26 protein-coding genes are annotated in these 24,017 nt (G+C 58.2%); 10 read left to right on the top strand and 16 right to left on the bottom strand.

Annotated features, from left to right (window positions below; translation table 11 throughout):
* Positions 1-16: 16 nt before the first annotated feature.
* On the bottom strand, positions 17-931 hold the full coding sequence (locus ACRZ9X_RS16250; RefSeq protein WP_480520721.1) for an AEC family transporter: 915 nt from the start codon (positions 929-931) through the stop codon (positions 17-19).
* A gap of 61 nt (positions 932-992) precedes the next feature.
* Positions 993-1,895, bottom strand: a complete 903-nt coding sequence (locus tag ACRZ9X_RS16245; RefSeq protein WP_480520719.1) for a LysR family transcriptional regulator — start codon at positions 1,893-1,895, stop codon at positions 993-995.
* Between the two features lie 120 nt (positions 1,896-2,015).
* On the opposite strand from ACRZ9X_RS16245, the gene ACRZ9X_RS16240 reads away from it, so the two are divergent.
* Genes ACRZ9X_RS16240 through ACRZ9X_RS16220 form a run of 5 tightly spaced genes read left to right on the top strand, consistent with a single transcriptional unit; the run spans position 2,016 to position 6,277 of the window.
* Complete coding sequence (locus tag ACRZ9X_RS16240; RefSeq protein ID WP_480520717.1) at positions 2,016-2,795, top strand: 5-oxoprolinase subunit PxpA; 780 nt, start codon at positions 2,016-2,018, stop codon at positions 2,793-2,795.
* 21 nt (positions 2,796-2,816) lie between these two features.
* Positions 2,817-3,053: an acetyl-CoA carboxylase gene (locus tag ACRZ9X_RS16235; protein WP_480520715.1), complete on the top strand. Its 237-nt coding sequence runs from the start codon at positions 2,817-2,819 to the stop codon at positions 3,051-3,053.
* Positions 3,054-3,057: 4 nt separating this feature from the next.
* Positions 3,058-4,425, top strand: a complete 1,368-nt coding sequence (locus ACRZ9X_RS16230) for an acetyl-CoA carboxylase biotin carboxylase subunit (RefSeq protein WP_480520713.1) — start codon at positions 3,058-3,060, stop codon at positions 4,423-4,425.
* Between the two features lie 15 nt (positions 4,426-4,440).
* Positions 4,441-5,316, top strand: coding sequence for a 5-oxoprolinase subunit B family protein (locus ACRZ9X_RS16225; protein ID WP_480520711.1), 876 nt, complete (start codon positions 4,441-4,443; stop codon positions 5,314-5,316).
* Complete coding sequence (locus tag ACRZ9X_RS16220; RefSeq protein ID WP_480520709.1) at positions 5,306-6,277, top strand: 5-oxoprolinase subunit C family protein; 972 nt, start codon at positions 5,306-5,308, stop codon at positions 6,275-6,277. The genes ACRZ9X_RS16225 and ACRZ9X_RS16220 overlap by 11 nt, the downstream gene beginning before the upstream one ends.
* On the opposite strand, the gene ACRZ9X_RS16215 is transcribed toward ACRZ9X_RS16220, so the two are convergent.
* The 13 genes from ACRZ9X_RS16215 to ACRZ9X_RS16155 all read right to left on the bottom strand — a co-directional run bounded on the left by ACRZ9X_RS16215 (position 6,274) and on the right by ACRZ9X_RS16155 (position 19,096).
* Positions 6,274-7,242, bottom strand: a complete 969-nt coding sequence (locus ACRZ9X_RS16215; RefSeq protein WP_480520707.1) for a CobW family GTP-binding protein — start codon at positions 7,240-7,242, stop codon at positions 6,274-6,276. The genes ACRZ9X_RS16220 and ACRZ9X_RS16215 overlap by 4 nt on opposite strands.
* On the bottom strand, positions 7,243-7,536 hold the full coding sequence (locus tag ACRZ9X_RS16210; protein WP_480520705.1) for a hypothetical protein: 294 nt from the start codon (positions 7,534-7,536) through the stop codon (positions 7,243-7,245). It lies immediately after the preceding gene.
* A gap of 52 nt (positions 7,537-7,588) precedes the next feature.
* Entirely contained in the window at positions 7,589-8,491 is a 903-nt protein-coding gene (locus ACRZ9X_RS16205; RefSeq protein WP_480520703.1) for a polysaccharide deacetylase family protein, read from the bottom strand.
* 47 nt (positions 8,492-8,538) lie between these two features.
* On the bottom strand, positions 8,539-9,891 hold the full coding sequence (locus ACRZ9X_RS16200) for an amidase (protein ID WP_480520701.1): 1,353 nt from the start codon (positions 9,889-9,891) through the stop codon (positions 8,539-8,541).
* A gap of 15 nt (positions 9,892-9,906) precedes the next feature.
* Positions 9,907-11,010: an ABC transporter ATP-binding protein gene (locus ACRZ9X_RS16195; protein ID WP_480520699.1), complete on the bottom strand. Its 1,104-nt coding sequence runs from the start codon at positions 11,008-11,010 to the stop codon at positions 9,907-9,909.
* 82 nt (positions 11,011-11,092) lie between these two features.
* Complete coding sequence (locus tag ACRZ9X_RS16190; protein ID WP_480520697.1) at positions 11,093-12,310, bottom strand: ABC transporter substrate-binding protein; 1,218 nt, start codon at positions 12,308-12,310, stop codon at positions 11,093-11,095.
* Positions 12,311-12,377: 67 nt separating this feature from the next.
* On the bottom strand, positions 12,378-13,133 hold the full coding sequence (locus ACRZ9X_RS16185; RefSeq protein WP_480520695.1) for an SDR family NAD(P)-dependent oxidoreductase: 756 nt from the start codon (positions 13,131-13,133) through the stop codon (positions 12,378-12,380).
* Positions 13,130-13,852: an SDR family NAD(P)-dependent oxidoreductase gene (locus tag ACRZ9X_RS16180; RefSeq protein WP_480520693.1), complete on the bottom strand. Its 723-nt coding sequence runs from the start codon at positions 13,850-13,852 to the stop codon at positions 13,130-13,132. The genes ACRZ9X_RS16185 and ACRZ9X_RS16180 overlap by 4 nt, the downstream gene beginning before the upstream one ends.
* Positions 13,849-14,700 carry an ABC transporter permease gene (locus ACRZ9X_RS16175; RefSeq protein WP_480520691.1) on the bottom strand — a complete coding sequence of 284 codons (852 nt, stop codon included), beginning with the start codon at positions 14,698-14,700 and terminating at the stop codon, positions 13,849-13,851. Before ACRZ9X_RS16175 ends, ACRZ9X_RS16180 begins: the two co-directional genes overlap by 4 nt.
* A 2-nt stretch (positions 14,701-14,702) precedes the next feature.
* Entirely contained in the window at positions 14,703-15,569 is an 867-nt protein-coding gene (locus ACRZ9X_RS16170) for an ABC transporter permease (protein ID WP_480520689.1), read from the bottom strand.
* Complete coding sequence (locus ACRZ9X_RS16165; protein ID WP_480520687.1) at positions 15,566-16,648, bottom strand: ABC transporter ATP-binding protein; 1,083 nt, start codon at positions 16,646-16,648, stop codon at positions 15,566-15,568. The genes ACRZ9X_RS16170 and ACRZ9X_RS16165 overlap by 4 nt, the downstream gene beginning before the upstream one ends.
* 238 nt (positions 16,649-16,886) lie before the next feature.
* Positions 16,887-17,864, bottom strand: a complete 978-nt coding sequence (locus ACRZ9X_RS16160) for a GntR family transcriptional regulator (RefSeq protein WP_480520685.1) — start codon at positions 17,862-17,864, stop codon at positions 16,887-16,889.
* Complete coding sequence (locus ACRZ9X_RS16155; protein WP_480520683.1) at positions 17,861-19,096, bottom strand: ABC transporter substrate-binding protein; 1,236 nt, start codon at positions 19,094-19,096, stop codon at positions 17,861-17,863. Before ACRZ9X_RS16155 ends, ACRZ9X_RS16160 begins: the two co-directional genes overlap by 4 nt.
* A 151-nt stretch (positions 19,097-19,247) precedes the next feature.
* Between ACRZ9X_RS16155 and ACRZ9X_RS16150 the strand changes: the two genes are divergently transcribed.
* From ACRZ9X_RS16150 to ACRZ9X_RS16140, 3 genes are all read left to right on the top strand, one after another.
* On the top strand, positions 19,248-19,889 hold the full coding sequence (locus ACRZ9X_RS16150; protein ID WP_480520681.1) for a Crp/Fnr family transcriptional regulator: 642 nt from the start codon (positions 19,248-19,250) through the stop codon (positions 19,887-19,889).
* 65 nt (positions 19,890-19,954) lie between these two features.
* The gene (locus ACRZ9X_RS16145) at positions 19,955-20,155 is read left to right on the top strand and encodes a YgaP family membrane protein (RefSeq protein WP_480520679.1); all 201 of its coding nucleotides are present in this window, start codon (positions 19,955-19,957) and stop codon (positions 20,153-20,155) included.
* Positions 20,152-20,772 carry a rhodanese-like domain-containing protein gene (locus ACRZ9X_RS16140; protein WP_480520677.1) on the top strand — a complete coding sequence of 207 codons (621 nt, stop codon included), beginning with the start codon at positions 20,152-20,154 and terminating at the stop codon, positions 20,770-20,772. Before ACRZ9X_RS16145 ends, ACRZ9X_RS16140 begins: the two co-directional genes overlap by 4 nt.
* Before the next feature lie 145 nt (positions 20,773-20,917).
* On the opposite strand, the gene ACRZ9X_RS16135 is transcribed toward ACRZ9X_RS16140, so the two are convergent.
* On the bottom strand, positions 20,918-21,592 hold the full coding sequence (locus ACRZ9X_RS16135) for a TetR/AcrR family transcriptional regulator (RefSeq protein WP_480520675.1): 675 nt from the start codon (positions 21,590-21,592) through the stop codon (positions 20,918-20,920).
* Positions 21,593-21,846: 254 nt separating this feature from the next.
* Here ACRZ9X_RS16135 and ACRZ9X_RS16130 point away from each other — a divergent pair, with 254 nt between their 5' ends.
* Both ACRZ9X_RS16130 and ACRZ9X_RS16125 read left to right on the top strand, forming a co-directional pair.
* Positions 21,847-22,953, top strand: coding sequence for a sugar ABC transporter substrate-binding protein (locus ACRZ9X_RS16130; RefSeq protein WP_480520673.1), 1,107 nt, complete (start codon positions 21,847-21,849; stop codon positions 22,951-22,953).
* 93 nt (positions 22,954-23,046) lie between these two features.
* A complete protein-coding gene (locus ACRZ9X_RS16125) occupies positions 23,047-24,012 on the top strand; it encodes an ABC transporter permease (RefSeq protein WP_480520671.1) in 966 nt (321 codons plus the stop codon).
* Positions 24,013-24,017: the final 5 nt, after the last annotated feature.

The raw sequence follows: 24,017 nt of genomic DNA, 5'->3' as shown, positions 1-24,017 counted from the left end.
GCGACACATGTCGCAGTCATCCGACAAGTGAAATGACGATCGGAAGGCTAACGGCGGAAAGCGCGGTGCCAAACAGCACGGCGCGGGCCGCCAGTCCGACACTTATGCCTTCGGCACGCGCCATGACATAGACATTTGCCGCCGGTGGCAGAGCGCCCATGATGATGGCCGTTGCAACCCATATAGGATCAAAACCGCCAAAGATCAGGAAGATGCAGGCCACCAACACAGGGTGCAGCACCAGTTTGCCGAAAAGGCATGTCCCTAATGGGACATCCAGATGGTTGGCCTTGTGGCGCGACAGAGTCAGGCCCAGCGAAAACAGCGCGGCCGGAGCCGCCGCATTTCGGAATCCGTCCAACGGTGTATTGATGAACGCGGGTAAGCCAAGCCCGCTGGCGGCAAACACAAGCGCCGCGAGTGTCGCCAGGATGAACGGATGTCGTATGACCTGACCCAGAGACCCCACGAGCCCTCGGAGTGAAAGACCGTCATCTCGGATCATCGCCGGCCAGATCGTGAAGATCAGCAATACATCGGCGCAGAAAATGAAGGCCGCCGGGGCGCCTGCAGCGGGTCCAAGAACTGCGACGGTCAATGTCGGGCCCATGTAGCCGATATTCGAGTAACTGGCCGACAGCCCGTATACGGCGGCATGATGTTCGGGCTTGGACAAGCGCCCTGTGCCCCAACCAAACACGAACATCAGCCCGGTTGCCATTGTGGTCAGCGTCAGGAACCCGACGATGTTCGACGCGCCGGGAGGAAGGTCCCGAACCGATTGGAACAGCAATGCGGGTAGTGCGATGTAGAATACAAACGCGTCCAACCATTTCTGCCCCTCGGCTGAAAGCCGGAGGAGTCTTTCGGCGATGACGCCTGCGAGAATATAGACGAAAAAGGGCGCAACCAGCCCAAGGCCAACAATCATTGTCGGCATTGGTTGCAAGAAAATCAGCTGACTGCAAGCAACGTTTTGGTCTCGTCCGGTCTCAGAATACAGGCTTGGGCGACAGGAACGTGTCGTTGAAATAGTTTCGCAGCACGCGCGTTGCGTCAGACAGGGTAGCCTGTTTGCGAAACGCCATGCCAACATCCATGGTCGGGATGTCGATACGGGTCTCGACTGTCTCGATCCGCCGGCCCTCCAATGACCAGGGGCGATAGACCATGTCCGACAGGATCGTGACACCGTGGCCATTGGCCACCATCGACCGTACGGCTTCGACCGACGATGTGCGCAGCTTGATGTCGGGGGCGCAATTATGCGCGTTCCAGTATTTCATGCTGGTATGCGCGGCCTCGTCCACGGTGAGCATGATGTAAGGCTCACGAGCGATGTCCTGCAAAGCGACCGGGTCATTTGCGCTCAGCGGGTGGCCGGTGGGTAGCCATAATCTGCGCTGTGACTTCAGCAGTGTGACTGTTTCGATAGTCGGGTTCTGAATATTCGAGGTCAGCGCCACGGCCATGTCGATCTGATCGCTCAACAATTGCTGCTCGATGCTTTGACGGTTCAGTTCGACAATCTGGATGTCGAGCCCGGGATAGAGCTGTGTCAGACGCCCCAGATGATAGGGCAGGAAATAACCGATCACCGTATAGGTTGCCGCCAGACGGATCACACCGGACACATCTGAATAGCGCTGATCCAACACACGGGCCGCATCCAAACGTTCCAGAATGTCTCGCGCCGAATGCAGGAATTGCTGTCCGGCCTCAGTCAGCTCCATACCCTGCGCGCGGCGCACGAAAAGGGCCGCGCCAAGTATGGCCTCGAGTTCGCGGATCGCCCCGGTGACGGCGGATTGAGAGATTGACAACAGCTTGGCCGCGCGGCTGACCTGTCCGGTTTCCGCAGTCGCGACGAAATATTTCAGATGTTTGAAATTCACGGTGAGATCACTCGGAAGAAATATCAGGAATAATGATAATGCGTGAGCGAAAAAAAGAAATATCAATTTTGGATAAAAAGACAATGATAGCTCCGTGCATTGGAATTAGGGGCTAGGCGGATGCGAGAGATCGTCGATCTGAACTGCGATATGGGCGAGGGTTTCGGCCATTGGGTACTGGGCGATGCCCCTGAAGACAAAATCATGGAGATCATCAGTTCGGCTAATGTCGCCGCCGGGTTTCATGCAGGCGATCCCAACTCCATCGACCGTATGGCCAAGCTGGCACAGACCCATGGTGTCGGGCTTGGGGCGCATCCCGGGTATGCCGATCTGAGGGGGTTTGGGCGGCGCTACATCAACATGGATCCGGCCGAACTGATCAATGACATGGTTTATCAGATCGGTGCTGTGCGCGAATTCGGGCGCCGGTATGGGGCTCCGTTGCAGCACGTCAAACCACACGGTGCGCTCTATATGGAAGCGGCGGTGAACGAGGACCTGTCACAGTTGCTTGTCGACACACTGCAGGCGATCAGTCCCGATGCTTTGCTGTTTTGCATGGGGATTTCCAAGACCTATTCTGCCGCGAAGCGGGCTGGTCACCCGGTGATCCGCGAGTTTTTCGCCGATCGCGACTATGACAACAGCGGCTCTATCGTATTTGCCCGTAAGGTAGGTCGCCCCGACCCTGAGCAGGTGGCCCAGAAATGCGTAAAGGCCTGCAAGACCGGCAGGGTCACGACGGTTGAAGGTGATGAGCTTGAGATCGAATTTGAATCGATCTGCTTTCACTCGGACACGCCCGGGGCGCTCGAGATGGGCCGGGCTATTCGTAAAGGTTTGACAGACAACGGAATTCGCATCGCAACCGCTGGCGAAATCGTCGCGACGCTTTAATCGACACGTAGGAGATAACCGATGGCAGAGATCAAATCGCCCGTGCCCGGAACGTTCTATACTCAGGCCTCACCTGATGCGCCTGTTTACAAATCCAAAGGCGATGCTGTCGCCGTCGGCGATGTGATCGGGCTGGTCGAGGTGATGAAGACCTTCATCGAGATCAAATCCGATGCCGCAGGAACATTCGCGGGCTACACGGTCGAAAACGAGGCCGCTGTGACAGCCGGCCAGACCTTGGCACAACTGGACAGCTGACCTTATGGCCATCAAGCGCTTGTTCATAGCCAATCGTGGAGAGATTGCGGTGCGCATCAATCGCGCGGCGCAAGGATTGGGGATTCACACAATTCAGGCGTATTCCGAGGCTGATGGCGACATGCTTGGAGTCCGCATTGCTAACGAAAGTATCTGTGTCGGACCTGCGCAGGCGGCTCACTCCTATCTGAACATTGACGGGTTGGTTCAGGCGGCGCAGGACTGTGGTGCCGACGCAGTTCATCCCGGATATGGGTTTCTGGCTGAAAATGCAGATTTCGTCCGCGCAGTCGAAGCCGCAGGGATGCATTTCGTTGGTCCGTCTGCCGAAACGATTGACCGCATGGGCGACAAGGTGTCGGCCCGCCAGGCGGCACAAGCCGCAGGCGTACCGGTCGTGCCGGGATCTCAGGGGCGGGTGGAGACAACTGATGACGCGTTGAATGTCGCGGAACAGATCGGCTATCCGGTGATGATCAAAGCCTCGGCCGGGGGCGGTGGAAAGGGCATCCGCGTCGCGCAGAATGCACAGGAGTTGGCGCAGATGGCCCCGCAGGCGCAAGCCGAGGCGCAGGCCGCCTTCGGAGACGGCGGGCTTTATCTGGAACGCGCAATCCAATCCCCGCGCCATATCGAGGTTCAGATTTTGGGTGATGGCACCGACGTGGTCCATTGCTTTGAACGTGAATGCTCGATGCAGCGCCGACGCCAGAAGGTATGGGAAGAGGCCGGTGCCGTCTGTCTGACGGACGCAACTCGCGCCAGCCTGTGCGCCTCTGCTGTCGCCCTGGCTAAATCTGTCAACTATGTCGGCGCAGGTACGCTGGAGTACTTGTATGATAGCGCCACGAATGAGTTCTTCTTTATCGAAATGAACACGCGTATTCAGGTCGAACACCCCGTGACCGAGATGATCACAGGGCTGGACCTTGTACAGGAAATGATCCGGGTGTCAGGGGGCGAACCCCTTTCGATTACGCAGGATCAGATCAAGCGACAGGGGCACGCGATTGAAGTGCGGATCAACGCCGAGGACCCGGCGCTTCAATTCATGCCGTTTCCGGGTCAGGTCGGACAGATACGCGTGCCCGAAGGCGAAGGTGTCCGGTTTGATCACTTTTTGTATGAAGGTTATCAAATCCCGCCCTTTTACGACTCGCTTCTGGGCAAGCTGATTGTCCATGCCCCGTCTCGTGCAGACGCGATCAGCAAACTGAGCAAAGCGCTGCAAGACCTGTCTCTTGAAGGTTTGAAAACCACCATTCCCCTGCATCAGGCGCTGGCTGCAGATGCCAGTGTTCTGGCCGATGACATCCACACCCAATGGCTGGAACCGTGGCTGGATGCGGGCCATCTGAACGCGACACCGTAACCAAGGAGACGCACCGTGAAGACACGTTATACCTATGGTGGCGACGAACACATCTATGTCGAGATGGATGATGAAATGTCGCTGGATGCTTTTTTCAAATCCCTGTCCATGAGCAACGCCGTGCGCGATGCAAATATCGACGGCGTGACCGAGATCTGCCCCGCCAATGCTTCCTTTCAGGTCAAGTTCGATCCGGATGTGATCAGCCCCGACCAGATGATGGGGCAGATCAAAAACCTTGAGCATAAAGCGGAAGACGCTGAAAAGCGCTTGAAAACCAGGATCATAGAAATCCCGGTTTATTATCAGGATCCGTGGACGCACGAGACGCTGATGCGGTTCCGCGAACGCCATCAGGACCCGAATGGCACAGATCTCGACTATGCCGCCCGCATCAACGGCTATGAAAGTGCCGAAGCGTTTATCGAGGCGCACCATTCGCAGCCGTGGTTCGTGTCAATGGTGGGCTTCGTTGCTGGCTTGCCGTTCCTGTATCAACTGGTCGAGCGGGACAAACAGTTGCAGGTTCCCAAATATCTGCGCCCCCGGACCGACACGCCCAAGCAGACCGTTGGATATGGCGGGTGTTTTTCCTGCATCTATTCCGTGCGCGGGGCAGGGGGATATCAGATGTTCGGGATCACCCCGGTGACCATCTTCGACCCAACGCAGCAGGTCAGCTATCTGCGTGATTTCATGGTGTTCTTCAAACCCGGCGACATCGTGAAATGGAAACCCATCGACCGCGCCGAATACGACCGCATCCTGGCTGAGGTCGAAGCAGGAACATACGCCCCGCGTATCGCTCAGGTCGATTTCGATTTGGACGCGTTCAATGCCGACATGACCGGAACAAATGCCAAGCTGATGGAGGCCCTCAATGACGCTTAAGATACTCTCTCCCGGCCTGTCGACCTCTATTCAGGACCTTGGGCGTCCCGGCTATTTCCATCTGGGTATTCCAATCGGCGGTGCGATGGATCGCTTTGCGCTGCGCTGCGCCAATATGCTGGTTGGCAATCCAGAAGGCGCGGCAGGGTTCGAAGTGGTGTTCATGGGGCCCGAGATCGAGTTCATGCAGGATGCGCTGGTCGCCGTGACCGGGGCTGAATTGCCGCCCAAGGTCGATGGCGCCCCGCAACCAACATGGACGGCGTTTCCGGTCAAAAAGGGACAGACGCTCAGCTTTGATTTCCTCAAATCCGGGGCGCGCGCTTACATCGCGGTCAGCGGCGGGATTGATACGCCACCCGCGCTTGGCAGCCGATCAACCTATCCCATTGGCGCATTGGGCGGCATCGAAGGACGTGCGATACAGGCCGGAGACATGATTCCGTTGGGCGAAGCGGACAAAATCGAGCCGGGCTTCAGCGTGCCGGAGAACCTGCGTCGCGGCCCTGGCTCACCTGCCGAATTGCGGGTTTTGCCGGGTCTGTACTGGCACCGTCTGACTGAAAAAGCACAAGAAGGCTTCTTTGCCGATGACTGGTCCGTCGCGCCCGAGGCGGACCGGATGGGCTATCGGTTCAAAGGCGGCCAACCGCTGGAATTTGTCGACCGCGAACAACCCTTCGGGGCCGGGGCCGATCCGTCCAACATCGTGGACGGCTGCTATTCTTACGGCTCGATCCAGGTGCCCGGCGGGCTGGAGCCGATCGTTCTGCATCGTGACGCCGTATCTGGTGGCGGATACTTTACGCTGGGGGCCATCATATCAGCGGATATGGACCTGATCGGACAGCTGCAGCCGCACACGCCGGTGAAATTCGTGCAGGTCGATATGGAACAGGCACTGGCCGCGCGCCATGCGCGAAAAGACATGCTAAGGCAGGTTCGCACACATCTGGGCTAGCCCGCGCTGAGCGAGAAATACCTGAGAGACTTGCCAAGGTCCTCTTTTGCGAAATTACGGCCAATAAATACGATTTCATTGGCCCGCTGCGTTGACGAAGAGGGCAAAATCTCGGGGGCCTGAACCGAACTGCGCACACCTTGCAGCAGCAGGTAGCCAGCGGGTGTGTCGAACACGCCCTTTACCCTGACGATGTCATGACCACGAGCATGCAACAGCGCAGAGAGCCAGACGGAAAACGCGGCCCAGTCGACCGAGGCGTCGATCTTCAGGCGCGTGGGTTGGATCGCGGGCAATCGGGACAACTCGGCCAGCGCGGGAATGGGGATCGGATGCGCGTCCGGATCAAGATCAGGCACCACGTCTTCGCCCTTGACGGCAGCAGAAATCGCGGCACCGGGGTTCACCTGTTTCAGCGTTGCATGCACGGCGCTGAATGCCCCTTGCATCTGTGCGTCCACCTTGGTCAGAATGATCCGGTCGGCCGCTTCGATCTGCGCCCGTCCCAGATGCTCGGTCCCCAACTGGTCGATGATGTTGACCGCATCCGCCAGAACGATGATGTCGTCCAGCAGGATGTGATGGACCAGCATCGGGTCCTGCTGAATGGCCGTGGCGATGGCCGCAGGATCGGCCAGACCGCTGGTTTCCAGCACGATCCGTTCAAGCCGGGCCTTGTCGGATGCGATCTGGCTGCGATCATTGCAAATCCGGCGAAGCGCGTTCAGCAAATCGGTTTTGCCCACACAACAGGCGCACCCCCCGGCCAGCAGGGTCATCCCGCTGGCGTGTTGCTGCAACAGCGTGTCGTCTACCGGAGTTTCAGCGGCCTCGTTAACCAGAATATGCGCGCGTCCGAACCGGCCCTGGAACAGCTGATGGCGCAGCCATGTGGTTTTACCCGATCCCAGATAGCCGCCCAGAATGGTCAGGCGCAATCGGGTATCGGCGGCGGCGTCAGACATTCAGGCCGCAACCAGAAACCGCGCATCCAGCGGGTCAAGCGCGGTTCCGTTCTGGGCTTCGGCCTCGGCCCAGACCGCCTCAAGATCGGGTAGGATCACGGTGCGCCCGGTGAATGAGCGTAGCTGGATACCGGGTGTCAGCCCATCATCGTGAACCGCCAGTCCATAGCTGTTCAGGATCTTGTTCAGAATCCGCGCGCGGCGAAACTTGAGCTGTAACTTGTCGCCCGAGGCATCCGCGCCCGCATCTGTCCAATGGCCCGGTTTGGTGGGGAATCCGCAGGCGTTGCACATCGCGCTCTCCTTCAGGTGTGTCAGAGGGGTGCCCCTCTGACACAGGTTTCGATCAGATCACTTCGGGGCGCTTGTCGCTGTCGAACGGGAAGCGCGCGCGGAAATCGTCAGCGATGGTGTTGAAATCGACCCACTCGACGCCGGAATGGCTGTTGATGTGATCGATCAGGCGTTCCAGCATCAGCAGAACCTGCGGTCGTCCCGCAACGTCGGGGTGAATGGTGATCGGGAATACGCCATACTCCATCTCGCGATAGACCCAGTCGAACTGATCCTTCCACAGCTGTTCGATGTCGCGGGGGCTGACAAACCCGTGGCTGTTGGGTGCGTTTTTGATGAACATCATGGGGGGAAGGTCATCCACATACCAGTTGGCCCCAATATCCACGAGGTCGATTTCCTTGCCGTGTTTCAGCGGGTGCATCCACTCGCCAGCGGTTTTGGAATAATCGATCACATTCCACTCGTCGCCGACACGCGCATAGAACGGCTGGAAATCGCGATAGCTTTGGCTGTGATCGTAGGAGAAACCATATTTGCCCAGAAGTGCAGCGGTGACGTTCGACATTTCCCACCAGGGCGCAACATAGCCCTTGGGCGCTTCACCGGTCAGACCCTTGATCAGCTCGATCGACTTGACCAGCACGTCCTCTTCCTGCGTGGGGGTCATGGCCACGGGGTTTTCATGCATGTAACCGTGCGCGCCGATCTCGTGACCCGCTTCGATGATCATGTCCATTTCCTTCGGAAACGTCTCAAGCGAGTGACCCGGAATGAAGAATGACGTACGCATGTCGTATTTCTTGAAAAGGCGCAAAAGACGCGGGATGCCGACCTCGGTCGCGAAGATGCCGCGTTGAATATCGTTGGGAGAATCTCCACCGCCATATGAGCCGATCTGGCCCGCGACGGAGTCGATATCCGTCCCAAAGGCGCATAGAATTTTCTTTGTCATGATATTTCTCCTCTGTGCATTCAAAGTTTCTGAGTTGTGGGGTTGAATCAGCCGCGTATGATGTCCTCGGTCGCAAGCGCAGCGGCCAGCACGGCGTGGTCCCGACCATGGGGGGCTGACAGCAGAAAGCCGGTCGGCATTCCGTCCTGGTCTGTGCCGTTGGGAATAGACACGCCGGGCCAATCCAGAAAATTGCCTAGTGATGTATTGCGCAGCGTCAGGCCGTTATGCTGAAAAAACACGTCCTGATCGGCTTCAAGCGGGGCGATTGCCATTGCGGTGGTGGCGGTGGTCGGGCACAGCAGAATACAGTCGCCGATCAGCGCCGCAGTTTCCGCCATCAGGCGGCTGCGGGCCTGTTGCAGGATGACCAGATCAACTGCGCTCATTGGGCTGGCCTGCAGGACGCGGCGCACAACGCGGGCATCCATCTGCGCCGCTTCGGGGCCGTTCACACGGTCTTTGTGGATCGCCAGTGCCTCGGCACCGGCCAAGAAACCATGCTGAGCCATGAGGTCCAGAATCTCTTGCAGCTGCGGCAGAGAGATGCGCGAGACACGCGCGCCAGCCCGTTCCAACCTTGCAATCGTGGCGTCAAAATTGGTCAGCACATCGGCGCTGGCGCCGTCGAACATCACCTGATCGGGGATGACGAAAGTCAGCTTCGACAACGCGCCCGGGTCAATCTCGGGCTGATCCAACCCACGCAGAACCGCGTCGACCAAAACGCAATCCGCGACGCTGTTGGCAAGCGGCCCGATCGTATCCAGAGATTGCGCAAGGGGAAACACGCCATCCATCGGATAGCGCCCCATCGAAGGCTTGTATCCGACCACCCCGTTGAACGAGGCCGGGATGCGCACCGAGCCGCCAGTATCGGACCCCATTGACATTGGCACGATGCCTGCAGCCACTACCGCCCCCGAGCCCGAGGATGACCCGCCGGGACTGCGCGGCACCTCTTTGGCGGCATGGATATTGCGCGGTGTACCGTAATGGGGGTTCAGGCCAATGCCGGAATAGGCGAATTCGGTCATGTTAACCGTCCCAACCGAGGTCATCCCGGCCCGCGCCGCGCGTGCAACGATGGGCGCATCAGCTTTAGCCGGTGCATTGGTCTTCAGAACGACGGACCCGGCAGTCGTTACGCGGCCTTTGAGGTCAAAAAGGTCTTTCCACGCGGTCGGCACCCCATCTAATGCGCTGGCGCGGAGACCTGCGCGCAACCGCAGACGTGCGGCCTCGGCCTCGGCCACGGCGCGCTCTTTCAGCAGATCAATGAACAAGGCCGGATCATTGTGATCGGCAATCCGGTCAAAGACGTCTTCGACCAGCGCGACCGGATCGGTACGCCCGGCCTTGAGATCGGCGGCCATTTGCGTGATGGTCTGATGTGTCATCTCATCCGGTCTCCGTCACGCGATCATCGTCGCGCCACTGGCGTGCCAGGCGACATAGGCTGATGCGCCCACCGACAAGCGGCCGCGATATTTGTCCACGTGGCCTTCGGTGTTGATGGTTTCGCCATTGTTCAGCCGGACCAGCATCTGCATGATGTGGCCGATGACCTGCAGGCGCTCGATCGTGCAGGGTATGATGTTCGACCCGAATGTGTTGCGTAATTCGGCCTCATCGGTCTCGCCAGGGATCAACTCGACGGCTTCGGCAGGCAGAACAATGCTCATCTTCTCGCCTTTGGAATGGGCCACATCGATGCGATTGGTTCCGGAAATTTCGCCAAAGGGTGTATCAAGCGTTATGGTCTGACCATCGGTCGTTGTGACCGTACCGGGAATGATGGTGTTCGATCCGATGAACCGCGCGACAAACTCGCTGGTCGGGCGGGTGTAAAGTTCATGCGGGGGGCTGATCTGTTCGACCCGTCCGGCATTCATCACGATGATCCGGTCCGACAAGGCCAGCGCCTCGGATTGGGCGTGGGTGACGAATACGAAGGTAATGCCCAACTCGCGTTGCAATAACTTCAATTCGTTCTGAATGCTCTTGCGCAGGTTGGCATCCAAAGCGCCAAGCGGTTCATCCAGAAGCAAAATATCCGGCTCAACCACCAATGACCGAGCAAGCGCGATACGCTGACGCTGACCACCGGACAAGCGGCTGGTCGGCATTTCTGATATATCGAGAAGGCCCAGCTTGTCCAGAATACCGTCGACCTTCTGGTCCGCTTCGGCCTTTGGCAGGCCCTTGACCTCAAGCCCGAAACGCACGTTCTGGCGCACGTTCATATGCGGAAACAGCGCATAGTTCTGAAAGATCATCGAGGTTGGACGTCGTTCGGGAGGCTGATCATTAACCCTTTGACCCCGGATCAGAAGGTCCCCTGTGGTGACGCTTTCGAATCCCGAAATCATGCGCAACGTCGTCGACTTGCCGCAACCGGACGGGCCCAGAAAGGCGATGAACTCACCCTTTTCAACGTCGAGGTTAAAGTCGATGACGGCGGGCGTGCCATTGTCATAGACTTTGCCGACGTTTTTGAGTTGCAGATCGTAAGCCAAGGACGTTGCACCCTTTTGAAGTGATTTCTTGAACGGCGGGGAGGGGGGTCAGCCGGTTTTGCCCGGCTGAACCACAAGTATTTTACGCGGACAGGAATTCGTCCCATTTCTGGATCAGCAGGTCGTACTCGTCCGGCCACTGGTGCCAGTAGGCGACATTTGCTGCACGGGTTTCCAGCGAACCGCCATCGCGCAGATCACCTTCCTTGATGCCGCGTTCGGTTGCGCCGACCCATGGCTTGCCCTCATACCAGAAGGCATATTTATCAGGGTCCATAACCTCTTTGACGTTGACGGTGGGCGAATAATAGCCTTGCTCTGACACGGCAATGGCGGGTGGACCGGACAGCCAGTAATCAGCGTAAGCTGTCACTGCTTCGAGATTGGGTGAGGTCTTGAGCGGGGACACCCCGATGGACCAGCCGCGATAGCCTTCTTTCATGGTGGCATAGGAGCATTCGACACCTTGCGCCTTGACCGCCATCACAGCGGGTTGCCACGCGTCGGCAATGACCATCTCGCCCGAGGCCAGCAGGTTTACAAGTTCACCAAAATCGCCCCACAGCGCGCGGAACTGACCGTCTTTCTTCTTCGCGATCAGGAACTTCGAGGCTTCCTCGATCGAGGCCGCATCCGGGTTGCCGGGGTTTTCGACCTCAAGCAGACCCAGAGCGTTCATCGCCAGAATGGCTTGACCGAAAGCAATCAGCGGGTCGACGTTCAGGCCGGTTTTGCCCTTGAACTTGGGGTCGAACAGCGCCGCCCAGGTCGACGCTTCTTCGGCGTCCACAAGATCGGGGCGATATCCAATGGAGTCATAATTATAGACCGTCGGCACCATGTTCAGGCGTGTCTGACTGTCGTCTTCCCAAATTTGGCCGACGATCTGGCGGTTGCGATCCCACCGGTCAGATGCGGTTGTGAACGTGTCACGGATACCCGACCAGTTTTTCAGATCGGATGCGGCAACAGGGGCCAGTTTGTCGGTTGCAACCATCGCGGCCAGGCGCTCGCCAATGATCTCCCAGCAGTCATAGGCGTCGGTGCCTGACAGAATCTCGGTCTGGGTGTTGGGGAAGATATCGGCTTTGCCATTGACCGAACCCACACCCGATTGCTGTTGGAAGTCATTCAGAATGCGTTCCTGAACCGTCACCGACAAGCCGACAGTGCGCAATTCCTGATTTCCCAGATTTGCGGCAAAGGCCTGTTGCGCGCCCATGAATGGCATGCCGCTTGCAGCCAGCGCCGCGCCGCCGGCGGTTGTCTGAAGGAATCTCCGTCGTGAATATGTACTCATTTCTGTTTACTCCTTGTTGAGGTCGAGTGTCTTTTTCTTGGTTTTGAGGCCAGTGGCCCCGCTGCATTCAGTACCGTCCGACCAACAGGCCACCATCTACAGCAATCACTTGTCCGGTGAGGTAACGCGCCCCGTTTGAGGCAAGAAAAACAACGACATCCGCGATGTCGTCAGGTTCGCCGATGCGGCCCATCGGGATGTTCTCACCCGCCGTCTCCGCGCCCGCAGGACCCAGCGAATGTTCTTCTGAGAGAAGTTGCGCGGTGCGGACATAGCCCGGGGCCACCCCGTTCACGCGCACGCCGTCACGGGCCAGTTCCACGGCCAGTCCGCGCACAAGCCCCACTACCCCGGCCTTGGCCGAGGAATAGTGGACATGTTCGTCCCAGCCATAGGCGACGCCCATGATCGAGGACAGGCAGATGACGCTGCCTGATCGGCGCGCCTTCATCCCGGCCAGCGCCGGCCGGATCACGCGGAACATGCCTTTCAGGTCGATGTCGAAGGTGTGATCCCATTTCTCGTCGGTCAGCTTGTCCAGCGGCACCCGATGGGCGATACCAGCGTTGGCGACGATTGTGTCGATGGCCCCGTGGCGCGTCTGAATATCGGCAATGACAGCGTCTGCGCGGGGCGTGTCGCGCACGTCGAGATGTTGGAATTCGGCCTTGCCGCCCGCAGCCTCGATTTCGGATACGACGGCGCGGCCTTCGGCTTCAAGCACGTCCGAAACGATCACAGTGTCACCTTGCGCTGCAAAAGCCAGCGCGCAGGCGCGGCCAATGCCGATACCGCCGCCGGTGATGAACACGGTTTTGCTCATAACATCACATCTCCTGAATTGGGGCAGAGGGTCTGGCCGACATAGATGCGCGCCGCGTCCGAACACAGGAACGCAACGGTGTCCGCCACGTCATTGGGTTCACCGAAATAGCCCAACGGAAGTTCGGCTGCCTTGGCTGCCTGCCAGTCGGGGGACAGAGCGCGCACCAGCGGCGTGTTGATCGGACCGGGCGCCACTGCGTTCACACGCACGCCTTGTGTTGAAACTTCGCGTGACAGCGCTTTGGTCATACCGATGATGCCCGCCTTGGCGGCAGAATAATGCACCAGTTCGACGCCACCGATCTGACCCAATTGCGAGGCGATATTCACCACGCAGCCTTTTTGGGCCTCCAGCATGCCGGGCAGCACGGCTTTGGTGCACAGGAAGGTGCCACGCAGATGGACGGCGATCATCCGGTCGAAATCCTCAACACTCAGATCGGCAAACGTCGCCTGATGCACATGACCCGCATTGTTGATGAGATGGGTGGGCGTACCGAAGACCACGTGGCACTGCTCGATCATCTGCGCCACGTCTGCGGGGTCGGATACATCGCCTTGATGAGGTGCCGCAGATGGTCCGATCTGTGCCGCAGTCGCCTCAGCGGCCTGGGAATCGTAGTCATTGACCAGAACCTTGTAGCCCTCTGCCGCCAGTTTCTTGGCGGTGGCTTGCCCGATACCCGATCCGGCACCTGTGACAATCGCGATGCTCATGAGATCTCTTCCTGCATCGCGATCTTCTTGGCCCGACGCACGCTGAGGCCCATGAGGATGCCGTAAACCGCCAGCAGCGAGAATGAGAACAGGGTGGTCATCACCCCAAAGGCAAAGATGTTAGGATGTATCTCGACCGAGAAGGTACCGTAGATGGCCAGTGGCAAAGTCTGATCGCGGCCCGACGCAAACAGCGTGCGGGGGAACTCATCAAAGCTGAGCGTGAAGGCAAAAAGCATCGCGGACAGCACGCCGGGAAAAATCAGCGGGAAGGTCACTTTGCGGAACGTGCGCGCGGGCGGGACGCCCAGCGACCACGCGGCCTCTTCCACCGATCCGTCAAAGCGGTTGAGAATCGCCAGCATCACCAGAAAGGCGAAGGGAAATGTATAGACCACATGAGCAACGAAAGCGGTGGTCCACCAATGGCGCTCGATTCCCACAACGTTATTGGCCAGCAGCGATGTGCCCAGCCCGGTCAGCACGCCGGGCACCATCATACCCAGAACGATCAGGTAAAAGACAATGCCCGCCCCTTTGAACCGGCGGCGAAAGGCTTGTGCCGCCATCACGCCCAGCACCGTGGCCGTGACCATCGTCATGAAGGCCAGCGTCAGCGAACGCAACAGCGCCTCACCCACGGGAAGGGGCGCAATACGTGACGGCGGTGTCATGCCGAACAGGTGGCGATACCAATAGGTCGACCATTCGATGATCGGGAATTGCGGTCCGCCCTCGGGGCCCTGTTGAAAGGACAGGATGCCCAGCACGATGAAGGGGCCGTAAAGAAACAGGATGAACGCAGCGACATAGACGGCGAGGATGGGTTTGAGGACCTTGGATTCCATGCTCACAACTCGCTTTTCAGATCAACGATGCGCAGGAAACCGGCGACGACGATGCCCAGTAGGATCGTCAGGATCACACCCACGACCGAGGCCATCGCCCATTTCAGTGAGCCCACCTGTGTGACGATGATATTGCCCAGCAGGTTCACCTTGCGCCCCGACAAGGCGCCGGATGTGGCGAACTCACCCAGAACCATCACGCTGACAAAAATCGCGCCGACGACCACACCGGGTAGGCTGAGCGGGAAGATGATCTTCCAGAATATGCGCCCGAAGCCCGCGCCAAGATCGCGCGCGGCCTCGATGATATTGCGGTCGATGCGGCCCAGCATGAAGGCAATGGGACCGACCATGAAGACCACGTAAATCTGCGTCATGCCGATGATGACCGAAAGCTCCGAGAATAGAAGAACCTCGATCGGGCTGTCGATCAGGCCCAGCTTTTGCAGAATGATGTTGATCGCGCCTTCTTTGCCCAGCATCGGCCGCCACGCCAGCACGCGGATCAGGAACGAAGTCCAGAACGGGATGACGCACAGCACCAGCAACACTGTCGAGACCGTCTTGCTTTTGACCAGCAATCCGACAAACAGCGCTGCCGGGTATCCGATGATGAAGGTCAGTGCGAGAACAATCAGCCACAGCCGCAACGTGGTCCAGAGCGCGCCGACATACGCCTCGGAACTGAAGAAGTTCTTCCAGCTGTCCAGCGTCAGGGTGGAGTTGATGGCGAATGTGGTCTGCGTCCAGAAGGAGACGTAGACAATCATCATGATTGGCGCGACCAGAAACAGGATCATCCAGAAGACACCCGGCGCCAGAAGCCAGCCGGTAAAGCCGTTGCGCTGCGTCGAAGGTGCTGTGCTCATGCCGCTGCTTCCTTGCCGAAGACGATGGCGTGTTTCGGGTCCCACGACAGCAGATAATCCTGCCCCACCTCGTATTCGTCCGGGTCGCCAAAGCTCAGGTGATGATCGACCTCGACCTGTTTGTGATCGGCGGTTTCAAAGAACGAAATTACGGATGATCCAAGATATTCACTTGCCAGATAGCGGGCTGGCAAGGCCGGTCCGGGCAGGGCATCGCCCTTTCTGAACGCTTTGGTTCGGTCATAGCGAATGGCGTAGACATCCGCGGCGTTATGACAAGCATCTGTCACTGGCACGGTTCCGAAAGGACCACTAAAGGCACCGGCTTTCAGCGTTCCGTCAAACAGATTGAAACGGTTGAGGAACAAGGCAACGTCCGAGCTGGAGGGCGCGTCATGGATTTGCTCGGGTGTGCCGGATTGTATGATCCGCCCCCGGTCCAGCACCGCAATCGTATCGCCCATGGCCAGCGCCTCGGTTTCGCTGCCGGTCACATGCAGGAAGGTGACGTCAAGACGCTCGCGGATCTGGCGCAGCTCGGTCTGCATGCGACCGCGCAGATTGGCGTCCAGCGCCCCCAGCGGTTCATCCAGCAGCACCAGTTTCGGCTGCATGACCAGGGTTCTGGCCAGAGCGACACGCTGCTTCTGGCCCCCGGAAATCTGGTCCGGCACGCGGTCCTCCAGTCCTTCTAACCCGACCAGCCCCACCATCTCGGTGACGCGGGCGTCGGTGTCCGAGGCGGCAATGTCCTCGACCCCGTTGCGCAGACCAAAGGCGATGTTTTCGAACACCGTCAGATGCGGAAACAAGGCAAAGTTCTGAAACACAAAACCTATTCCGCGCTTGTGCGCCGGAAGGTCGGTTATGTCGCGACCCAGAAAGTGAATGCGGCCTGTGTCAGGTTTTTCAAATCCCGCCATCACGCGAAGCAATGTGGTTTTGCCCGCACCTGACGGTCCCAGCAGAGAAATATATTCATTCTGCGTTGCCTCGAACGAGATGTTGTCCAACGCGGTCAACGCCCCGAAGTGCCGCGAGACACCGTCCAGCCTGAAGATGGAATCCACCTGACCCATTCACTTCCCCACTTGGTACTCAGGCCACCGACAGCTTTCCGCCTTTTGCTTAACCCCAATCAGACGCGTGAGCGGGGTCAGAAATCGCAGCCTTTTAAAACGTACTTCGTATGAAAGTTTGCAATAATGAATAGGTCAATGTTCATTTTCTAAATAAATTTTCACTAAAACAACAGAAAAAATCCAGAAAATACCGATATCACCAATTTGTAAAATGAATATTGGGCACTCAGGTCATTTATAAAGGCGAAAGGTATCGCGGAATCGCTTCGGTTTCTGGGACCAATGCGACAATCTTCAGACGTGCCACATTCTTGTCCGCCAACAGGCGCAAATGTTCTCTCAGATACTCCGCCGCCGCACTGATCTGGCGCGAGCCGATCAGATCAAACAGAATACGGTACTGATCGACAGCGACGTGATCCGCCGGCAGCCCCAGACGGTTCAAGGCCGCGTTGACCGATGACAGCAAAAGCCGGTTGTTTCGGATCATGTCGACCAGTGCGGTGTTTGGCGCGCGTTCAAGACAGAGCTTCTGGAACGCGGCCTCGTAAGCATAGGATTCACGCGTCAGACCCTGGCGAATTTGATCGCGCACCTTGTTGATCTCGGTTGTGTCGATAAAATCCGCGGCAAGGGTCAGCGCGGCGGGTTCGACAATGGCCCGCAACTGGTATTTCTCGCGCAGCACACGCGCGGTCAGCGGACCTGCCAGCCAATGCGAGGATGCGCCTTTGCGAATGATGCCGCGCTCGTTCAAGCGGCTAAGCACATCGCGCGCGACCGTACGGCTGACACCCAGAAAATCCGCCAGCTCAGTTTCGATCAGCCGGAACTCGCCAAAAACCTGACAGGCAGCTACGTCGGCTTCGACCTGATCATAGACACGCATCCATGTGCCGCGCACCGCTAGGGCTGATCTCGACCGATCAGGGATATCCAGCTGAAACTCGTCAATCGGTCGGCGGATCGGGTCAAGATCGCCTTGCCCCACCAGATAGCCGCGGCCGCGAAACCGGTGGATCAACCCCTCTTCGTGCAGCTTTCGCAATGCGACCTGAACCGGCGCTCGGCTGGTCAGCATGACCTTTGCAATCGGGCCTTCAATCAATACAAGTCCACGCGGCAGGCGGCCGGACTGGATATTGCGTCGCAGAATCTCGCTGATGACCTCATACAGAGGTTCCTGCCCGCGCAGTCCCGATACCCGGCTCATGGCTTGCCCTCCCGGATGGCCGAGATGAAACGCTTCCAGGCGCGGGCAGCATAGTTGTATTCGTCCATCACGGTGTTCCAAAGCGCGATGCGACTTACCCGTTCATGATACGCGCCTCCGGGACGGCGATGACCTTTGCGGACAACGGTTTGGCCATTGGTGCCGACAAGATCGGATCGGGCGGTCTGGCCGTCATACCAGTAATCCCATTCATCTTCGCTAAGGTATTGCCGGGTGTTTTCGGGGACCGTCATGTAATATCCCTGCCGCGCCATGACTGCGCCCGCCTGGCCGGTCAGCCACCAGTTCAGATACTCGTAGGCCATGCCCAGCTTGGTTCCGGTCAGATGTCGGGCCAGCGACGCGCCGCCATGCCATGCACGATACCCTTCACGCGGCACGCTTTCGACAAAATGCGCCTCCATCGGCCCAAGGTTACCATAGGATGGAGACCACATGCTTTGCGCGGCCACTTTTTGGGCATGTAACAGAGCCTCGGCATCCTGAGCCGATTTCCAGCTATCGCAAAAGAACCCCTGCTGGCGCAGCGTTTCCAGCAGTGCCATCAGGCTGTCAATTTCATCAATCGTCATATTGCCGATATCGGCAAAACTGAGATCACCGCTGGCTTCGGCTGCCAGAGCCACGTCGAACAGGCCGATCGCAGGCTCATCCACAATTGCGATCCGTCCCTTGGCGCGCTTGTCCAGAAGCCAGGCCCAACTTGACCCTTCTGAGCCCTCTTCGCCAAAGACCCGTCGGTCATAGCCGAACGAGTCAACATTGTGCGCTGTCGGTAACATCGAGATAAACTGCATCGGTTGCTGCCCGATCACACCGTCGGGCTGGACATAAAGCTTACGCACCGGCGCGTCACCGTATCCCTGCCGCATGTATTTACTGACGCCGCCCAGTTTGGACAGATCGCCGATATTGTCCCATTCCGCGATGCGTTGGGTATCAATCGGCTGAAGGGCGCCCCAGTACCAGACAATATCAAGGTTGTGAAAACACTGCTCGTAGATATCGTAATGTTCCGGGTGTGTGGCGGCCCGGCGTTGGCAGGTCAGGAAGTCCAGCGATTCATATTCGATATCGAACTGCAAATCCGACATGGCCATTTGGCGCACGGGTTCCAATAGGGTGACGTCTGTTCCAATGACCCTTAATGTACGGCGCTTGACCCGAGGTGGTGCGGCAAGTTTGTGCTCGACGGACAGGTCGATGGGCATTGGTGATCCAGTTTGTAGCTCGTCGCGAACACGCGTTGCCGCCAAATCTAACGTCGGGGGTTTCGACCGTAAATGATGAGTTTTGCCCGAAGGGTGTATTCGCGACGCGCTGCGCCTACATAGTGCCTGCTGGATAAAAGAGGTGCGCCCCGTGACACTGCAGAACTGGACCGACGCCATTCTGGATCGCCTGGATGAGGTTGGAACGCGTCTTGAGATCAGCGATGGAACCGAACTGTTTGCGCCAGGTGCTTATGGCGAGATGTTTTTGATTGTTCTATCCGGGGTTGTTCGGGTTGAACAAACCAGCCCATCCGGGCGGACGGTGGTTCTGTACCGTGTTGGCCCGAATGACAGCTGCGTGATGACCACGTCCTGTATGCTGTCAGACATACCGTATTCCGGATTTGGCTATGCAGAAGGTCCAGTCGTGGCGCTGGCAATCGGAAAAGAACGTTTCAACGCGTTGCTGGCATCGGATGCCGAGTTTCGCGGATCGGTCTTTGCAGCCTTCTCGCAACGAATTGTCGAACTGTCCGAGGTAATTGATGATCTGTTGCTGAATCGCATGGACCGGAAGTTGGCGCAATGGTTGGTAGAGCAAAGCCGCCAGGGATCCGTGCTCCGCACAACGCATCAGCGTATTGCAACCGAACTGGGCAGCGCGCGCGAGGTGATGTCGCGCATCCTCAAGGAATTTGAGCATCGCGGATGGGTGGCGTTGGAACGCGGCACGATCCACGTCGAAAATCTTCCGGCCCTGACCCGCCATGCGCGATCCGATTCTGTGTGACCGCGTCACATAAAGGATGAGCGGAATATGAGAATCTCAGCCCGAACAACAAAGGAGATTCGACTATGAAATTCGCCGTCAATGTAGGGTCCGCCGACCGTGTACTTCGCCTTATTCTGGGCCTTGCGCTTATTGCGGCCACAGTGGTCGGGGTCATCGGCGTGTGGGGATGGGTTGGTGTTGTGCTGGTCCTGACCTCTTCCATCAAATTCTGCCCGATTTATGCGATGTTGGGCCTGTGCACCGAAAAAAGGGCCGAGCAATGAGCCCCAAAACCCAAACAACCCGCCGGGCAATTCTGAAATTGGGGGCAGCCAGTGTGCTGGTTGCACCCGCGTCTATTGCCTCGGCTGCTGGTGGTTCCGTGACATCAAAGCTGGACCCGGCAACGCTTGAAGATCGCCAGCGCACACCACTTGGCCTGTACCTGACGCCGCACGAGGCTCATGCGGCCCTTCAGCAAGATCCGGGCATCCTGTTTGTAGATGTCCGCGACCCCATCGAGATTTCATTTGTCGGCCACCCCGAAGGTTTGGACAAAATCATCCCGCTGGCTGTGGTGACCCATGAGGTCGATCCCAACAGCGGGCAGTATCGCATGACCGGCAACCCGAACGTGGTGGCAGAATTCGATGCTTTGCTGCAATCGAAAGGTAAATCCAAGGATGATCCGGTGTTTGTGACCTGCCGGTCCGGCGCGCGTTCGGCTGTGGCCGCGCGGCAGCTTATTGAGGTTGGGTATACAAATGTCTGGAACCTGGTTGAAGGCTTTGAAGGGGACAAGGACGCGAACGGGGTGCGGGCCGTAAATGGGTGGCGCAATGCGGGTTTGCCCTGGGGCTATCGCCTGAAGCCCGGCGTGGCGTGGTCGCGTCCTGCGTAGACACGCGCGCTGCGTTTGCCTTAAGCCCAGTGAAGTCTTGCCGTCGTAAACAGAAAGGACCGGCGCTGGCCGGTCCAGATTTTGTGCCAAGGGAATGTGCGTATGGCCCGGATCGACAGTGCTCTGGCCTCGGCTGTCTTCTTTTTCAGCCCCGTTCCTTGCGAACGATCCGCAGAATACTGTCAACGTTGAAATCGAGCCGTTCGTTCAGGGCATTTTCGTCCATCATGTCCCGTTGAAACAGAAATGAGCCGGTGAAGCGGTTGGTCAGGTAGTAATAGCCGATTGCGGCGATGGTGATGTTCAACTGGGTGGCGTCAATTCCCTCGCGAAAGTCGCCAGTTTGCTGCCCGCGTTTGAGAATATTGTCCACCAGGTCAACCAGGCCCCGCATCGTTACCGGCAGGCTGGGAAGGGATTTGATATGTCGCGCCCGGTGCAGGTTTTCGCTGTTGACCAAGGTGATGAATTCGGGGTTTCTGAGATAGTATTTCCAGGTGAACCGGACCAGTGCCTCAAGCGCGTCCGGTGGTGAAAGGCTGTCGAGATCCAGCTTTTGTTCGGCCTTGCGGATGTCCAGATAGGCTTCTTCCAAAACCGTGCGGAACAAGCCCTCCTTGCTGCCAAAATAGTGATACAGCATGCGCTTGTTCGCGTTTGCCCGTTCGGCAATTTCATCGACGCGGGCGCCGCCGAGACCGTGTTTGGCAAATTCCTTCTTGGCCGCGTTCAGAATCCGGGCCTTGGTTGCCTGCGCGTCCCGCTTTTTGCTTTTCTTCGCTGGTTCGGCCACGGCCATGTCCCTTGGGCTATCGTTCATTCGTACGTTCAGTTGGGGGTCATACCCAATAACTCAGGCCAACTGAACCGCTATTTCCATACGGAATTCAGGTTGTCGTCAGGGGTGCCGGAAACCCGACACACTTATTCTTAACGCTTGACACACGCTTTCGTAAAGAAGTAACTAGTTAGTGCATAAGCTTCGCAAGGTCACGGCCAGGCGAGACTTGCATCAAGGGGGAAGGGCGTGTGAGTGCCTTTGGCTCCGGGTGCAGATCGAAAAGGGAGGAAGATATGTCATTCATCAAGAAATACATCGAACAAGAGACACTCACGCGTCGGAACTTCCTGCTGGCATCCGCCTACGGGGTGGGTGGTGCTGCAGTCTCAAGCATGTTCGGCAGTATGGCGCGCGCAGCCATCACTGACCCGACAGTTGCGTGGTCATACCGCAACCGCACCAACCCGTATTGGAACGAGATCGTTTCAGGCGGTGAGGCCTTTGTCGAAAGCCTGGGCAAGCCCAAGGATTTCCTGACGCACCTGATCAACGAAGGCTCGTCCGAGAAATCGCTGGCCGACGTCAAGGCGCTGCTGTCGAAAACCAATGGCGAACTGGCGCTGGCCATCGACACCAACGACGCGCCGAACGCGCGCCCGGTGGTGGAAAGCTGCGTTGAGGCCGGGGCCTATGTCTCGACCCTGTGGAACAAGACCGACGATTTGCACCCGTGGGATTTCGGTGACAACTATGTCAGCCACATGAGCTGGTCCGACGAAGGCCCGGCCGAGCAGACTGCACGCATCCTGCTTGATGCCATGGGCGGCTCCGGCGGCGTTGTTCATCTTGGCGGTATCGCGTCGAACAACCCGGCGATTGAGCGTCTGGCCGGTCTGAAAACCGCGCTGAACGACTATCCGAATGCCGAACTGCTGGCGGCGGAACCTGCGGACTGGGATACGCAGAAAGCCAATCAGGTCATGAGCGCCTTCCTGACCCGCTATGGCGATGACATCAAAGGCGTTCACTGCGCCAACGACACCATCGCCTACGGTGTGCTTGAGGCTCTGCGCGCCGAAGGTATCGAGGATATGCCCATCGTCTCCTATGACGGTAACCCACAGGCGGTTCAGCTGGTGGGCGAAGGTAAAATCCTGGCGACCGTGTTCACCAACCCGCATTGGGGCGGCGGCATCACGGCGGCGCTGGCCTACTATGCGGCCACCGGTCACTTTAAGCCGTCGGATGAACCCAACGAGCACCGCGAATTCTATGGCCCGACCATCATGGTCAAGCCCGAAGATGCTCAGGCGTTCAAGGCCGAATATCTGGACAGCGTTCCGTCCTATGACTGGAAAGATTTCTGGTCCACGTCGAACGGTCAGATTCAATACAAGTAAACCAGACGCGGACCGGCCAAAGCGTCGGTCCGCGCATCCGGGCCTGATCCGATGACAGCAGGCTCAGCCAATTCACTCAGTTGGAGGACGCACATGAGCAATGTGCTGACACGGGATGTTCTGATCAAATGGGCACCCCTGATCGTCCTTTTGGTTCTTGTGCTGTTTTTCACAGTGATGGAACCGCGCTTTTTCTCGCTGCGGAATTTCGCACGGATCGGAATTTCGTCCGCGCCCGCGCTGATGGTGGCCATCGGTGTGACGTTCATCATCATCATGGGCTCGATCGACTTGTCGATGGAGGGCACGGTTTCGGTGTGTGCCGTCGTGTTCGCCTTTGCGTTTATTGCCTTGGGCGGCACGCTGGCGTCTTGGGCGTGGCTGGCCATTCCGCTGGCGTTGTCGGTGGGGGCAGCCATCGGGTTGGTGAACGGGCTGGTTCACGTGCTGTTGAAAATCCCGTCCTTCATGGCCTCGCTCGCGATGGGCTTTGTCGGTACCGGTTTTGCCCTTCTACTGACCGGAGGCGACCGCGTGCGCGTCGAAGATGAGCTGTTTCGCTCGCTTTTGACCGAGCGCTGGTTCGGCTTTCCGATCATGTGTTACGTCGCGCTGGTCTTCCTGCTGATCGCATGGTTCATCCAGTCCCGCACCACGCTGGGCCGCAACTTCTACGCCGTGGGCGGGGGCGAGGAACTGGCCCATGCCTCGGGTCTGAACGTCAACCGCGTGCGGATCATGGGCTTTGCGCTGGCCGGCGTCTTCTATGCGGTCGGTGCGCTGCTGGCCGTGGGCCGGATCGGCATTGCCGAGACAGCTACGGGGTCGAATTTCATGTTTGTCTCGATCACCTCGGTCGTCGTTGGCGGCACCGCGCTGTGGGGCGGGATCGGCGGAGTGTGGAACACGCTGATCGGAGTGCTGATCGTGAATGTCATCAACAACGGCATGGTTGTGATCGGGTTGCCCGGTTATGTGCAGGATGGTGTTCTGGGCATATTGGTCATCGCCGCGGTGGTTCTGTCGACCGACCGCAAATCCGTAACCTTCGTGAAATAGGGGCG

Source organism: Ruegeria sp. AL1, from assembly GCF_056540905.1.
The sequence above is the reverse complement of the archived record's forward strand: the minus strand, read 5'-3'. Positions and strand labels throughout refer to the sequence as shown.

Excerpts from the sequence above, each read along its gene's own strand:
- ACRZ9X_RS16250 (WP_480520721.1), bottom strand. The coding sequence starts at position 931 with ATGATTGTTGGCCTTGGGCTGGTTGCGCCCTTTTTCGTCTATATTCTC.
- ACRZ9X_RS16240 (WP_480520717.1), top strand. The coding sequence starts at position 2,016 with ATGCGAGAGATCGTCGATCTGAACTGCGATATGGGCGAGGGTTTCGGC.
- ACRZ9X_RS16235 (WP_480520715.1), top strand. The coding sequence starts at position 2,817 with ATGGCAGAGATCAAATCGCCCGTGCCCGGAACGTTCTATACTCAGGCC.
- ACRZ9X_RS16230 (WP_480520713.1), top strand. The coding sequence starts at position 3,058 with ATGGCCATCAAGCGCTTGTTCATAGCCAATCGTGGAGAGATTGCGGTG.
- ACRZ9X_RS16220 (WP_480520709.1), top strand. The coding sequence starts at position 5,306 with ATGACGCTTAAGATACTCTCTCCCGGCCTGTCGACCTCTATTCAGGAC.
- ACRZ9X_RS16215 (WP_480520707.1), bottom strand. The coding sequence starts at position 7,242 with ATGTCTGACGCCGCCGCCGATACCCGATTGCGCCTGACCATTCTGGGC.
- ACRZ9X_RS16210 (WP_480520705.1), bottom strand. The coding sequence starts at position 7,536 with ATGTGCAACGCCTGCGGATTCCCCACCAAACCGGGCCATTGGACAGAT.
- ACRZ9X_RS16205 (WP_480520703.1), bottom strand. The coding sequence starts at position 8,491 with ATGACAAAGAAAATTCTATGCGCCTTTGGGACGGATATCGACTCCGTC.
- ACRZ9X_RS16200 (WP_480520701.1), bottom strand. The coding sequence starts at position 9,891 with ATGACACATCAGACCATCACGCAAATGGCCGCCGATCTCAAGGCCGGG.
- ACRZ9X_RS16190 (WP_480520697.1), bottom strand. The coding sequence starts at position 12,310 with ATGAGTACATATTCACGACGGAGATTCCTTCAGACAACCGCCGGCGGC.
- ACRZ9X_RS16185 (WP_480520695.1), bottom strand. The coding sequence starts at position 13,133 with ATGAGCAAAACCGTGTTCATCACCGGCGGCGGTATCGGCATTGGCCGC.
- ACRZ9X_RS16180 (WP_480520693.1), bottom strand. The coding sequence starts at position 13,852 with ATGAGCATCGCGATTGTCACAGGTGCCGGATCGGGTATCGGGCAAGCC.
- ACRZ9X_RS16175 (WP_480520691.1), bottom strand. The coding sequence starts at position 14,700 with ATGGAATCCAAGGTCCTCAAACCCATCCTCGCCGTCTATGTCGCTGCG.
- ACRZ9X_RS16170 (WP_480520689.1), bottom strand. The coding sequence starts at position 15,569 with ATGAGCACAGCACCTTCGACGCAGCGCAACGGCTTTACCGGCTGGCTT.
- ACRZ9X_RS16165 (WP_480520687.1), bottom strand. The coding sequence starts at position 16,648 with ATGGGTCAGGTGGATTCCATCTTCAGGCTGGACGGTGTCTCGCGGCAC.
- ACRZ9X_RS16160 (WP_480520685.1), bottom strand. The coding sequence starts at position 17,864 with ATGAGCCGGGTATCGGGACTGCGCGGGCAGGAACCTCTGTATGAGGTC.
- ACRZ9X_RS16155 (WP_480520683.1), bottom strand. The coding sequence starts at position 19,096 with ATGCCCATCGACCTGTCCGTCGAGCACAAACTTGCCGCACCACCTCGG.
- ACRZ9X_RS16145 (WP_480520679.1), top strand. The coding sequence starts at position 19,955 with ATGAAATTCGCCGTCAATGTAGGGTCCGCCGACCGTGTACTTCGCCTT.
- ACRZ9X_RS16140 (WP_480520677.1), top strand. The coding sequence starts at position 20,152 with ATGAGCCCCAAAACCCAAACAACCCGCCGGGCAATTCTGAAATTGGGG.
- ACRZ9X_RS16135 (WP_480520675.1), bottom strand. The coding sequence starts at position 21,592 with ATGAACGATAGCCCAAGGGACATGGCCGTGGCCGAACCAGCGAAGAAA.
- ACRZ9X_RS16130 (WP_480520673.1), top strand. The coding sequence starts at position 21,847 with ATGTCATTCATCAAGAAATACATCGAACAAGAGACACTCACGCGTCGG.
- ACRZ9X_RS16125 (WP_480520671.1), top strand. The coding sequence starts at position 23,047 with ATGAGCAATGTGCTGACACGGGATGTTCTGATCAAATGGGCACCCCTG.